Below are 12,709 nucleotides of genomic sequence, written 5' to 3'. Positions count from 1 at the left end.
TGCCCGGGTGTCCCGGGACGGGACGGGACACCCCGGGCCACCCCTGGGACAGGCTCAGGACAGCCGGGCCAGGCCCGCACGCGCCGCGGGCAGCACGTAGTCGATGTCGTGCGCGGTGGCGATCTCCAGCACCGCCTGGAAGTGCCGCGCCGCAGCGTCCCGATCGCCCGTGGCCAGGCATGCCTCGGCATACGGGACGAGACTGCGCACCACCCGGTGCGGCTCGCCGGCCCGCTCGAGAATCCGCACGGCCTCGGCGTGCTTGGCCACTGCCTCCTCGGCGCGACCGAGGTGGCGCAGGGCGATGGCGGTGTCCGTGAGGCTGGCCGCCTCGAAGATCGGATGGCGCGTCGCCCGGTTGAGCGCGACGGACTGCTCCGCGAAATCGAGGGCGGTCCGGGCGTCACCCAGGCCGAGTGCCGCCCGGCCGAGCACTTCCAGGCACATGCGCTCCGCTTGCCGGTCCAGCCCGCGCGCGATCTCGATCACCTCCGAGACGGCCTCACGGGCCTCGCCGTACTTGCCCAGCTGCACCAGAGCCTGGCCGAGACCGGTGCACACCCGCACGCGGACGGCCGCCTCGCCGGGTGGCACCAGTACGGTCGCCTGGCGCAGGAGTCCGACGGCGCCTTCGGCGTCGGCGGCGTACATCCGGATCTCCGCCAGCTGCAGCAGGGTGATGGCCTCGCTGACGACGTCGCCCTCCGCGGCCATCAGAACGCGGGCCGCCTCAAGCTCCGGCACCGCCTCCTCGAGCCGGCCGACGCGCATCAGCGCGGCGCCCAGCAGGTACCGGTGCGAGGCGAGCACGCGGCGCTCGCCGAGCCTTTCGGCGGCGGGCATGCTGACCTCAAGCCCGCGGCGCAGCTGCGCCATGCCGCCGCGTCGCGCGTGGGCGATCAGGGCAAGCTGTCCGAGCCCGACCGCCGGCGCGTCGATGCGGAGTTCCACGGCGAGCGAGAACGTCGCGGTGAGGTTGGCCCACTCGGTGTCCATCCAGTTCACGGCCGTGTCGTAGCCGGAGAGATCGGGAAGCGCCGGAGGCGGCTGGGACACGGTGACCGGTAGCGGGATGACGATCTCGACCAGCTCTTTCACGGCCAGCATGCCGCTCAGGTAGTAGTCGCCCAGCCGGGCGATCGCCGGTACGGGGTCGACCGCGGCGTCGTCGGCGCGGGCGGCCTGCCGCAGCAGGTCGTGCATCCGGAAGCGACCCGCCGCCGGCTCCTGGACCAGATGGACGTCGACCAGGTCCTCCAGCAGGGAACGGGCGTTGGCCAGTGGGATCCCGGCCAGGGCGGCCGCGCCGTACGCGTCGATGTCCTCGCCCGGCACCAGCCCCAGCAGCCCGAACATCCGCCGCTGGGCCGGATCGAGCTGCCGCAGCGACATCTCGAACACGTCCGACACCGCCAGCTCGCCCTCGCGCAGCCGCTCCACCAGGGTGTCGAGCGTCCACGCGGGCCGATGCCGCAGCCGCGCGGCGGCCACCCGGATGGCCAGCGGCAGGTTTCCGCATCGGCGCAGCACCTCGCCGACGTCACCGGGCCGAGCCCCACCCGCGGATTCGACGAACAGCTCCGCCGCCTCCTGGGTCGGCAGGACGTCCAGCGAGATCGGCTGGACACCGTCCAGCTCCACCATCCGCCGGCGGCTGGTGATCACGACGAAGCTCTGACCGGCGCCGGGCAGCAGCTCGCGCACGTGATCGGCATCGGCGGCGTTGTCCAGCAGCACGATCGCGCGCCGCGTCGCCAGCTCCGACCGCCACAGTGCGGCCCGCTCGGCGACCGCGTCGGGAATCCTGCCGGGTGGCAACCCGAGCGCGGCCAACAGCACACGCAGCGCCTCCGAGGGCTCGACCCGCTCCCGGCCCGGAGTGAACCCGTGCAGGTCCAGGTAGAGCTGGCCACCGGGGAAGTCGGCGGTCAGCAGATGCGCGGCGTGTACGGCCAACGCGGACTTGCCCACCCCGCCCATGCCGTCGATCGCCACCACCGACGTGGTCCGCGCGGCGCCGAGGAGGGCGTCCAACTCCGCCCGGCGCCCGGTGAAGGCGGTGATGTCGTGTGGCAGGTCATTGCGCACCGGCGGAGTGGCGGCCATGCTCGTCTGAGGCCCATCCTTGGCCCGCTCCCACACCTCACGCAGCGGCCTGGGGTCACGACCGGCTGCCTTGCAGAGCGCCACCACCGTCGGCCAGGGTGGAACGGCCTGGCCGGCGAAGTACCGCGACAGCGAGGAGCTGCTGACGTGGACGTCGCGGGCGAGCTCGCGCAGGCTCCGTCCGGTCAGGTCACGCAGCTGCCGTAGCCACCCCGCCAACTCCTCGCGCACTCTTGCCAGCCTTTCTCAGCTTCACCCGCTGATCCTAGGAGCGGGCTGGGCTGAGGCTGGTACCGGGCCATCCCCGCGCAGATCGCGGACACGGACTTTCCCCGGCCCCGTCAGCCGCGAGGCGACCGCCGGCCGCGTGGACACCGACCTCGACTACCCGGCCTGGGACGAGCGTCACCCGCCGCCCCAACCGATCGTCACTCCTCGTTGCCGCCCGGGGCGACGGCCTCGGACCGCATCAAGCTGCCGACGAGGGTGGTGAACTCCTCATCCGGCGCTTCTCCCCGGCGTTCGATCTCTCCGTACCGTCCGAGGGCTTCCATGATGGCCTCCGCGGCCACCAGCCAGTCCCGATCGGCGGCGATACGCACGAGGCCGTACCGGCACAGCGCCAGGCCGAGCCCCGAGTCGTACTCCGTACCGCCGCGTGGCAGCAGCTCCCGGTAGAGTTCAACGCTGCGGGCGGTGTGCGTCAGCGCCAGGTCATGCTGACCGAGCACCGAGGCGAGCAACCCGTGCTGGCCCTCCGCACCGGCCAGCACGGGCAGGGCGTCCGGCTCCCGGTCGGCACAGCGCCGCAGAACCGCCACGGCCCGTTCCGAATAGCTGAACGCGTCCTCGCGCCGGCCGGCGGTGAGGAACCGCTCGGTGACATCGACGAGCAGGGTCGCCAGCTGCGGCTCGTACGTCGTCGGGTCCAGGTCCGCGGCCGCCTGGTAGCCGTCGACCGCCTCGGCGCCGTACGCGCCGGAACGCCGCGCGCCGCCCGGCGCCCCGCCTGTTCGACGCTCTCCCCCGGGCGGGGGAACAGCGCCGCGATGTTCTGCTGGTAGTCGACGATGTCCTGGGCGGTGCTCCGGCAGAGCGCGGCGAAGCTGTCAGCCGCCGCACCGGCGCCGCGCGCCGCGACGTCCCGGGTGGCCCCGGATGCGAGCAGTTGGGCCAACTTCGCCGACTGTCGCCCACCAAAGGCCGCAACGACACCGGCGCAGAACCGGTCCAGTTCGGTCAACGTCTGCCACGCCGACGCGGCGTGGCCGTCCTCGATCAGCAGCAGGGCCAGCTGGTAGCTGAATAGGGCGTACGAGGGCAGGAAGACGGACGGCTTCCGCTCCGCCATCCGGCGTCGGGTCTCCGTCGCGGACCGGGCGGCAGCCAGCGCCTCGGCCAGCCGACCTGCCGAGCGGCGGCTGGCGGCGAGGTTACTGCGCGCGGCGGCGAGGTTCCACGAGTGGCTGAGTGGGTCTACCTGGGCCCACGGCTCGACGAGGTCGGCCAGGGCGGCGAAGTCCCCCGCCGCGGCAACGTCTCGGCCCGCGTACCAGCTTCGTTCGCCGCGCCTGGCCACCAAGGCGGCGCGCCGGGCAGGGTCATCCGTCTCCGGCAGCCGGTGGGTGACGATCCGGTCCGTGATGGCGGCGGCCGCCGACTCGTATCCAAGCTGCCTCCGGTCTGGCAGAACGTGGTCGACCGCCTCCAACACATCGATGGTCACCTCACCGAGCTCGGCGACCGCGCGAACCGTGCTGGGGCCGGCGCGCACGGCGAGATCCGGCCGGCGCTCGAGTACGGCGTTGAGGCACGCGCCGGGCAGGTGTGTCCACCGCTCGGCGGCCGCGACCAGGAAGGTGACCGCGCGGGTGGCGGCGCGAACCTCGTCGGCATCCGCGCCCAGGTCTGCCAGCCGGCTCACCATCCGGGTCGCCCAGGACTGGGCGGGGTAGTCCGCGCCGTGACCGGGGATCGTGAGGGCGAGGAAGTCCTCGGTCAGCCGGTCGGGTACAGCGGCTCCAGCACCGTGCCGGCAGCCGGTGGGTAGCACGCGGCGTGGTCCGCGAGCGCGGAGGCGGTGTCAACCGACAGGTCTGGGCAGAGTGCGTCGACCAACCGGCGCCCGAACACCGGTCACAGTAACCGACCCAAGACCAAGCGTAGCGACACTGTCGACTGTCCGCGTAGACGGGCGCGGCAGTACCTGTGTGGGCTGGTTTCGGGGCCAGGCGCTGGCGCGTGACGGTAATCGACGCCCGCCGCGGCGAGGATCTGCCCCCGGCACCCGCCGCCGGCAGAAGCGCATACGATGGGCGCGGCTTCGACGTAGGTCTGGAGGTGCCGGTGCCCGACCCTAGTTCCCAGTCACCGTCGGTCGAGGGTGTCGCCACCCGGATCGACACCACAGTGCCGCACCCGGCCCGCCGCTACGACTACCTGCTCGGCGGCAAGGACAACTTCGCCGCCGACCGCGAGTCGGCCGAGGCGATGCTGAAGGTCTACCCGAGCGCCCGAACGGCCGTGCAGGAGAACCGCCGGTTCCTCCGTCGGGCGGTGGGCTACCTGGCCCGGGAGGCCGGGATGCGGCAGTTCCTCGACATCGGTACCGGCATCCCCTCGGTGGACAACACTCACGAGGTGGCGCAGTCGATCGCCCCCGAGTCGCGGATCGTCTACGTGGACAACGACCCGATCGTGCTGGCACACGCGCGGGCGCTGCTGACCAGCACCGCGCAGGGGCGTACCGCCTATCTGGACGCCGACCTGCGGCGGCCCCGGGAGATCCTCAACCACCCGGACCTGCGCGCCACGCTCGACCTGGAACGGCCGGTGGCGGTGCTGCTGGTGGCGATCATGCACTTCATCGTCGACGAGGACGACCCGTACGGCCTGGTCGAAGAGCTGCTCGCGCCGCTGCCCTCCGGTAGCGCGCTGGTGATGACGCACTTCACCAACGACTTCCTGCCGCCGGAGCTCGCCGCCAAGATCGAGGCAGCCTGGCGAGAAAACCCGGCGAACGGGCAGGGCCGGGCCCGCAACGCCGAGGAGATCGGCCGGTTCTACACCGACCTGGAGCTGGTGTCGCCAGGGATCGTGCCGCTCGCCGAGTGGCGGGCCGAGTCGGAGCCGCAACCCCGGCCCGCCGCACGCGACGTCACCGCCTACGGCGTGGTCGGCCGCAAGCCCTGACGCCACCGGTCGACCCGGCCGGGCCGGCCCACCGCGCCCCGCCAGGCAGCACCGGCGCAGCAGCAGCTCGGCCAGCTCCCGCCGCTACCGCTGGTCGAGCGGACCCGTGCGGCCCGTGTACCGCACAGCCGGCCACGCCGATCGAGCCGCCCCAGCAACACCCTGATCGGGTCGCCGGTGCCCCCGCCGACGATCGCTGCGTCGTCAGTCGGACCCACCGGTGAGGTGTTCGGGTTGGAAGGCCGCAGTATTCGGCGCGCACCGCCCCGGTTGGAGCCGTCACGCTGCACGACCGGCCTGCCGTGCCCGTCGACCTAGCCTGGCCGGGATGCGGTCGTACCACCACTGGACAAGAAGCCGAGGAGCATGCGTCCTGCCGTCGTGGGCGGGTCGGCACCGGAGAGTGGGTCTCGGGCGGGGCGGTTATCAGGGTTTACCGGAGGCGGTGCGGGTATCGGCGGTGGTCGCTGCCCAGCTGGCCAGCAGGCGGAGGGCTTCGTGCGCCGGGGTGCCGGGCGGGGCGCTGTAGGCGACCATGGTGAGGCCGGGGTCAGCGGGTAGCGGCATGGCTTCGAAGGTGAGGTCGAGCCGGCCGACGGCAGGGTGGTGGAACTGTTTGGCGCCGGTGTGGTGCAGGCGGACGTTGTGCGCGGCCCAGCGGGTGCGGAACTCGTCGCTGCGGGTGGCGAGTTCGCCGACCAGGTCGGTGAAGGCTTTGTCGAAGGGGTCGCGGCCGGCTTCGGTGCGCAGCACTGCGACCGTGGTGTTCGCGGCGTCCTCCCAGTCGGCGTAGAGCTCTTCGGCGCGGGGGTCGAGGAAGCAGAACCTGGCCAGGTTGACCGGCCGGTCCGGGGTGTCGAAGGCCGGTGCGAACAGGGCCTGGCCGAGCTGGTTGGCGGCGAGGATGTCCAGGCAGGCGTTGCGGACGAAGGTGGCGGCCTGGGTCATGGCGTCGAGCAGGTTCTGCACGCCGGGCCGGATCTGCTGTTTGGCCGGGCGTCGCCGGGTCCGGAGGGTGGTGTTGGCCGCGCGGGCGAGGTCGCGCAGGTGGGAGCGTTCGGCGTCGTCGAGCTGCAGGGCGCGGGCGATGGCGTCCAGGACACTGTCGGAGACGCCGGACAGGTTGCCGCGTTCCAGCCGGGTGTAATAGTCGGGGCTCACTCCAGCCAGCAACGCGACCTCGGCGCGGCGTAGCCCGGCGACGCGGCGGGTGCCCCCGAAGGAGGGCAGGCCGGCCTGCTCTGGGGTGATCCTGGCACGCCGGGAGGCCAGGAACTCGCGAACCTCGTCCCGGGTGTCCATGGCAACCACGCTACGACCCCTCGCCTCGTCGAGAGGGGTTCTGCCATTACCTGTCTCGACAAGCCCTCCCGCCGGGTGCCGTCAGCGGGTTTCCTGGAATGCGTCAAGCATGACCCGCGGTCGTAACCGCTGGTCACCCACCTGGCCTGCTACGCCGGATGGCCGAAGGCGATAAGCGCGATGACCCTCGCCGAGCAGGTCTTCACGGCACCTGAACCCGTCCACCACCCGGACGCCCCGGATCCCGGTGCGTTCACACCACTATCGGAAGGAATCAGCTCTCATGCGAGGAGCAGTGCTCTACGCCCCCGGCGACGTGCGCGTCGAGGACCGTCCGGACCCGACCATCGAGCAGCCCACCGACGCCGTCATCCGGCTGGCGGCAACCTGCGTGTGCGGCACTGACCTGTGGCCGTACCGGGGCATTCAGCAGATAACCGAGCCACGGCCGATGGGCCACGAGTACGTCGGCATCGTCGAGGAGGTCGGCAGCGCGGTCCGCACCGTACGGCCCGGGCAGTTCGTGGTCGGCTCGTTCTTCGCCTCGGACAACACCTGCGAGATCTGCCGGGCCGGCTACCACACTCACTGCATCCACCGGCAGCTCGCCAGCCCCACCGGCGCGCAAGCCGAGTACGCGCGGATCACGCTGGCCGACGGCACCCTGGTCGCCACTCCAGATATGCCTACCGAGGACCTGATCCCCAGCCTGCTCGCCGCCTCCGATGTGCTGGGCACCGGCTGGTTCGGCGCCGTCGCCGCCCAGGTCGGCCCCGGAAAGACCGTCGCCGTCGTCGGCGACGGCGCCGTCGGCCTGCTCGGCGTGCTCGCCGCCAAGCAGTTGGGCGCGCAGCGGATCATCGCGATGAGCCGGCACGTGCCCCGGCAGAAGCTAGCGCTGGAGTTCGGTGCGACCGACATCGTCACCGAACGCGGCGACGAGGGCGTGGCCCGGATCAAGGAGCTCACCAATGGGCTCGGCGCGCACTCGGTCATCGAGGCCGTCGGCACCCAGGAATCCATGATGCAGGCGATCCGATCCACCCGTGCCAGCGGGCACCTCGGCTACGTCGGCGTCGCGCACGGTGTCGAACTGCCCGGCGACGCGCTGTTCTTCTCCGGCGTGCACCTGCACGGCGGACCCGCCCCGGTGCGCCGCTTCCTGCCCGAGCTGATCGAGCTGATCTACAACGGGACCATCGACCCCGGAAAGGTCTTTGACCTCACCCTGCCGCTGGAACAGGCCGCCGACGGCTACCGGGCGATGGACGAACGCCGCGCGGTCAAGACGCTGCTACGCCCCTGACCGACCCGACCGACCGAGCAGACGGTCGGATGGTGGTCCGCCCCACCAGGCACGGTTGACGGTGGCGGAGGCACTGTGCCGGTGCGCGCCGCCCCGAAACCAATGGCGACGTGCCGGCCGGTCGGCGTCGGGTACGACGATGACGCGGTCCTCCTCGAACAGCTCGGCGAGGCGGTCGTCATTGTCGGGTACAGCGTCGGCGGCGACGAGGGAGACCCCATCGACACGCCGGCTTCATCCGAAGTCGGCGTGTCGATGGTCGAGTATCTGCTACTCGCCGGCACCGGCGGGGGTCGGGAGTGCTGGGTCTCTGGAGGATTTCTCTCGGTCAGTCCGGAGGGTGGCCGGAAGCACTCCTGTAGCCTGCCGGCCACAGTCCGAGGAGAGCGCGGGCGCTGAATACCGATCCTCCGCTTGCGCGGAGGTACCGAATCGAACGGAATAGCAGGAAGCGCCCGCATGGCCTCGGCTGTCGCCGCTCACAGAGGGATCAGCTCAGTGAGCCGGTCCAGTGTATATGCCTCCGATCCGTCCGGCAGGTCCTCGGGCGCCTCGATGCCGACGAACGTGACGGGTTCGTCCGGCAACCGGCCGTTCCACGTCATCACCTCGGTCCGGTCACGCCAGCGGTCGACGAGGTAGGACACGGTGAGGTACCGCCGCTCCATCAGTGCTCGTACCCGGTCGGCCGTGGTGAACGTGTTCTCCTCCACCCGGTTGAACGACGGCGCACCCCGCAGGTACAGGTGCAGCCACACGGCCTGCCAGCCACGCTCGCCCCTGGCGAACACCATCGGCAGCGCGACCCGGCCCTGGCCACGCAGGTGGGAACGCGCCCGCACGGTCCGTGCGTCGAACGGGAGGCCGCGCTGGTCCGTGCTGCGGGTCTGGTACCCGAACATCGACTCGGCGACCTCATCGAACGACTCGCCCGCATAGATGTAGACCTGCGGAACCACATAGTGCCCGTCGACTGTCAGGGGCACGTCGATGAACTCGGTCGCACCGTTCGTCGCGTCGGTGATGTCGCCGGAGTGCACCGCGCCGGCGTGGCGGTAGTTCGTCCAGGACACCTGGCCCGCGGTGTGGAACTCGTCATCCAGCAGCAGCACCGACAGGTCGTAGTCGGTGCGACGACTGGTCTGGCGCCAGTACGTGAAGAAGCGCAGCAGCTCACCGGATACCGATGCCCGCGAGCCTCTCGGCAGCACCGCGAAGCCGCCTTCGGCCGCCTTGCCGGACAGCGGCAGTGCGACGTCGAGCACCTCCGGGTCCACCACCAGCGGCCGGTCCGATTCCGGCAGCCGGGCGCTGATCTCCGCGTCGAGCAGCGACGACAACTCGGCCACCAACCCGGCCGGCAGCGGTGGTCGCTCGTCCGGCCCGACCCACGCGCGCCGCGAGCGGCTCGCGTACATCCGGGCGGACGCGGGCGTCAGCCGGTTGCCGACATGCTCCCGCAACGAACAGAGCACCCGGCCCGACGCCGAGCCGAGCGCAGCCGTGACCGCTTCGACCACAACGGCTCGCTCCGACGCCGACGCCAACCGCAGCAGCCGGTCCGCGGATCGCAGGAGCAGTCCCGGCGCAGCCGACAGCACCGACGCGGCCGGGCCGATGGCTCCGGCGCGGATCGCCGCCTCCGCGCGGCCGGCGAGGTTGGGTACTCGCCGCTCGCCACGCGCGACCGCGAACACCTCCCGGGCATGCGGCCACTCGTCGTACTCGTGCGGGTGCAGCCGCTCCCCGAGCCGCTTCCACCGCTCCGCGTAGCGCGCGACGTCACCGAGCTTCTCCGGGCTGGCACCGACGACCTCGTTCAGTGCGGCCAGCAGGATCCGCCGCTCCCGGCGCCGGAAGGCACGAAACCGCGTGGGCGTCACGAGCGAGGCGTCCCCGCCGGAGACCTGGCAGGCAAGGCGCAGCACATCGGTCGTGGCGTCCACGGCAACCAGCGGCCGCCCGAGGACGAGCCGGATCCCGTTGAGTACGGCACGGTTCTCCCGCACCGGGATCTCGGTTGGCTGCGCGCCGTCCACGCAGGCGGCTGCGAGCTCGCTGAGGATCGCGAGGTCCGCCTCGCCGTGTGGCGTCGCGCTACCGGCCAGGGCCTGATAGAGCCGCGCTGCCTCCACGTCGGCGGTGTCGCCGAGACGCAGCAAGGTCACCCGGTCACCGGACGCGCTGATCAGCGCGTCGTGCGCGGCCAATAGCTCGGCGTAGGTGTGCTGGTAGGCGCCGTAGGCCGGCAGGTCGAGCAGGTTCACCCCACCCGAGACGACCGCGTCCCGCAACTGTGCGTCTGTCACCGTGCCGCCACCGGTGAGCACGGCCGCCCGCAGCCGCTCCATCCAGAACTCGATGGTGTCCGGCACGTCGTCCGGGAAGCCGATGAAATAGGAGTTGTGCTGGACATGGTCGCCGACCAGCTCGCGCACCGCGGACACGACCGTGGCGGCGAGATCCAGCGCCGGCCCAGGGGCCAGAGCACCGACGTGTTCCAGCAGAGCGCGCGACGCCGAGAACCCGACGTCGAGCAGCGCCGCATCCAGTTGCCGGGCCACCGCCGTGCCATCGCCAACCGCGCCGGTGCTCGCCGGCACGCGCAGTGTCTTCTGGATAATCAGCTTCTCAAGCACGCGGTCCTCCATTCCGCTGGTTGCGACCCCCGACAAAACAGCAGACCGGACGCCAACCCGGACGTCGACTCCGGCAGTTGCCGGCTTGCAGCCGCGGCACAGTGGGTCGCCGGGGACTCGAACCCCGAACCCTTCGGACCAACCAGGAGAAGGAAGCCCGCCCATAACCGCACAGGCGGAAAGCGGACGCGCTACTCAGCCGAATGCTCTGCCAGTTGAGCTAGCGACCCAGGTGTCGATCATCGCACGGGCCGAGTCGGCAGTACCATCGGTTTTCACCTTCCATCGGTTCCCCGGCGACCCGTCCCCGGCTGCGGGGCCGGTCCGGTTGTCCGGGCACTACCGCTCCGGCATCGACTCGCCTAGATTTCCTCCTGGCGGAGCCGACCGTCCTTCTCGGACGGTCGTCCGCACGGGGCCCCGCACGGGGTCGAAACGGACCGGGAGGACGAGTGGCCGAGTACGACACGTTCGCGGACCAGTACGACCAGGCGTTCACGCTCTTCCCGTTTCGTACCCACATCGAGGCGTACTCTCTGCTCAAGCGGGTCGGTGAGGTACGGGACCAGGCTTGGCTGGACGTTGCCTGCGGCAGCGGCCCCTACGCCCGGGCCCTGCGCCGGCGAGGCGCCACCCGGGTGGTCGGTGTCGACATCTCCGGGGAGATGCTCCGCGTCGCCCGGGCCGCCGAGGAGGCCGACCCGCTGGGCATCGAGTACGTCCAGCACGACGTCGGCGACATGCCGGTGCTCGGCAGCTTCGACGGTGCCATCGGCTCCTACCTCCTGCACTACGGCACGACGGAGGAGCACCTGCGGGCCATGTGCCGCAACATCGCGGCCAGCCTGCGTCCGGGCGGCCGCCTCGTCACGTACCAGCTCAACCCGGCCTTCTCCCGCCGGCCGGACTACTACCTGCCGTACGGCTCGGAGATCTTCCTCGACCCGGACGCGCCGCTGGCAGACGGGGACACCGTCCCGTTCCGCATCTCCGTCCCCGGTTTCCGCAGCCCCGAGGTGACCGCCTACTACTGGACCCGGGCAACCCTCGACGACGCGCTGCGGGCGGCCGGCTTCGCGGTGATCCGCTGGATCATGCCGGAGCTCTCGCCGGAGGCGGCCCAGGGACCCGATCCGGAGCAGTGGCACGACTACCTCGCCGAACCGCTCTGCGTCGTCATCGAGTGCGTCAAGGGTCCGGTGGCGCCGGCCTGACCACTCAGCCCGACGACGCGACGGGCAATCGGCCGCAACAGATGCGCTCCGAAGAGCGCATCTGTCACAGAGGCGGTCAGACCGGCAGGGTGCGCAACCGTGGCAGGGCCGCGATGGCCACGCCCCGGCTGGTCAGGGCATCGGTGTTGGCGATCGCCCGCTCGTAGGGAACGCGCGGCTCGGGCCGGCCGGGCAGGTAGCCGATCAGCCGCATGTCGGTGCCGACCTTGCCGGGGTAGGCCTCGCAGGTGATATAGACGGGGTAGATGTGGCGCGGGTTGTCGTCGAACTCCCAGCGGTGCGAACACGACGGGACCAGCTTGACGACCAGCGTCTCGTAGCTGCGGATCTGGTCGCGCACCAGCAGATCGATGCCGTTGACCAGATTCGCCCGGGCCCGGGCGCCGATCGCGATCGCGTAGATCTCGGCGATCGCGAGACCGATCGCGTCGGCGGCCGGCCGGCTCTGCACCGCCTCCAGGTACGCAGTGGCCAACGCGGCGCAACTGGTGGCGTTCTGCGCCCACAGCTGCCGCACGGTGGGACTCATGTTGTCGATGTCGCTGAACTCGATGGTGTGGGTACGGGCGCACGCCTTGACCTCGGCGCTGGCGAGCCCGTCGATGTGGTTGAGGATCTCCTGCTCGGACGCCTCGACCGCGGCGATGATCTGCCGGACCGCCGCATCCAGGTCGCCGGAACCGCCCCCGCTGTTCAGCGCCGCCCCGGCCACCGCGATGATCGCGCCGACCCAGTCGAAGGCCATGATGCTCACGTCGCCGCCGGTCGTCCGCGGGGTCTCCGCAGCCGCCGCCCGGGCCGCCCCGGCGACGCCGACGGCGACCGCAACGGCGCCCGCCACGACTGCCCGCACCAGCTTCGCACGCATGGCGACACCTCCTCTCCGATGCCCGGCGGACGGAGGTCGCCCGCCGCGCAAAGGTTGCCAG

At 71.5% G+C, this 12,709-nt stretch carries 10 protein-coding genes and 1 tRNA gene; 4 read left to right on the top strand and 7 right to left on the bottom strand.

Annotated elements, in window-relative coordinates; translation table 11 throughout:
- Positions 1-54: 54 nt before the first annotated feature.
- The 3 genes from AAH979_RS32435 to AAH979_RS32425 form a co-directional block, all read right to left on the bottom strand.
- Positions 55-2,337 (bottom strand): tetratricopeptide repeat protein, encoded by a 2,283-nt coding sequence (locus AAH979_RS32435; protein ID WP_346261950.1) that lies wholly within the window; start codon positions 2,335-2,337, stop codon positions 55-57.
- 197 nt (positions 2,338-2,534) lie between these two features.
- A complete protein-coding gene (locus tag AAH979_RS32430) occupies positions 2,535-2,849 on the bottom strand; it encodes a hypothetical protein (protein WP_346261949.1) in 315 nt (104 codons plus the stop codon).
- On the bottom strand, positions 2,810-4,159 hold the full coding sequence (locus AAH979_RS32425) for a hypothetical protein (protein ID WP_346261948.1): 1,350 nt from the start codon (positions 4,157-4,159) through the stop codon (positions 2,810-2,812). The genes AAH979_RS32430 and AAH979_RS32425 overlap by 40 nt, the downstream gene beginning before the upstream one ends.
- Before the next feature lie 293 nt (positions 4,160-4,452).
- Here AAH979_RS32425 and AAH979_RS32420 point away from each other — a divergent pair, with 293 nt between their 5' ends.
- Entirely contained in the window at positions 4,453-5,298 is an 846-nt protein-coding gene (locus AAH979_RS32420) for an SAM-dependent methyltransferase (protein ID WP_346261947.1), read from the top strand.
- A 426-nt stretch (positions 5,299-5,724) separates the two neighbouring features.
- On the opposite strand, the gene AAH979_RS32415 is transcribed toward AAH979_RS32420, so the two are convergent.
- Positions 5,725-6,600 carry a helix-turn-helix transcriptional regulator gene (locus AAH979_RS32415; protein WP_346261946.1) on the bottom strand — a complete coding sequence of 292 codons (876 nt, stop codon included), beginning with the start codon at positions 6,598-6,600 and terminating at the stop codon, positions 5,725-5,727.
- A 283-nt stretch (positions 6,601-6,883) separates the two neighbouring features.
- Between AAH979_RS32415 and AAH979_RS32410 the strand changes: the two genes are divergently transcribed.
- Together AAH979_RS32410 and AAH979_RS32405 are read left to right on the top strand one after the other, a co-directional pair.
- Positions 6,884-7,906: a zinc-dependent alcohol dehydrogenase family protein gene (locus AAH979_RS32410; RefSeq protein ID WP_346261945.1), complete on the top strand. Its 1,023-nt coding sequence runs from the start codon at positions 6,884-6,886 to the stop codon at positions 7,904-7,906.
- 75 nt (positions 7,907-7,981) lie between these two features.
- A complete protein-coding gene (locus AAH979_RS32405; protein WP_346261944.1) occupies positions 7,982-8,305 on the top strand; it encodes a hypothetical protein in 324 nt (107 codons plus the stop codon).
- An 80-nt stretch (positions 8,306-8,385) separates the two neighbouring features.
- Here AAH979_RS32405 and AAH979_RS32400 read toward each other — a convergent pair whose 3' ends face one another.
- Entirely contained in the window at positions 8,386-10,545 is a 2,160-nt protein-coding gene (locus AAH979_RS32400) for a hypothetical protein (RefSeq protein WP_346261943.1), read from the bottom strand.
- A 102-nt stretch (positions 10,546-10,647) separates the two neighbouring features.
- A tRNA-OTHER gene (locus tag AAH979_RS32395) sits at positions 10,648-10,775 on the bottom strand.
- Between the two features lie 222 nt (positions 10,776-10,997).
- Between AAH979_RS32395 and AAH979_RS32390 the strand changes: the two genes are divergently transcribed.
- Entirely contained in the window at positions 10,998-11,759 is a 762-nt protein-coding gene (locus AAH979_RS32390) for a class I SAM-dependent methyltransferase (RefSeq protein WP_346261942.1), read from the top strand.
- Positions 11,760-11,835: 76 nt separating this feature from the next.
- Here the strand turns inward: AAH979_RS32390 and AAH979_RS32385 are convergent, their stop codons facing one another.
- Positions 11,836-12,648, bottom strand: coding sequence for a hypothetical protein (locus AAH979_RS32385; protein ID WP_346261941.1), 813 nt, complete (start codon positions 12,646-12,648; stop codon positions 11,836-11,838).
- Between the last annotated feature and the right edge of the window lie 61 nt (positions 12,649-12,709).

Source organism: Plantactinospora sp. ZYX-F-223 (assembly GCF_039649625.1).
In the GTDB taxonomy this organism is placed as follows: domain Bacteria; phylum Actinomycetota; class Actinomycetes; order Mycobacteriales; family Micromonosporaceae; genus Plantactinospora.
Note: the sequence above shows the minus strand (reverse complement) of the source record. Positions and strands in the feature narration are given on the sequence as shown.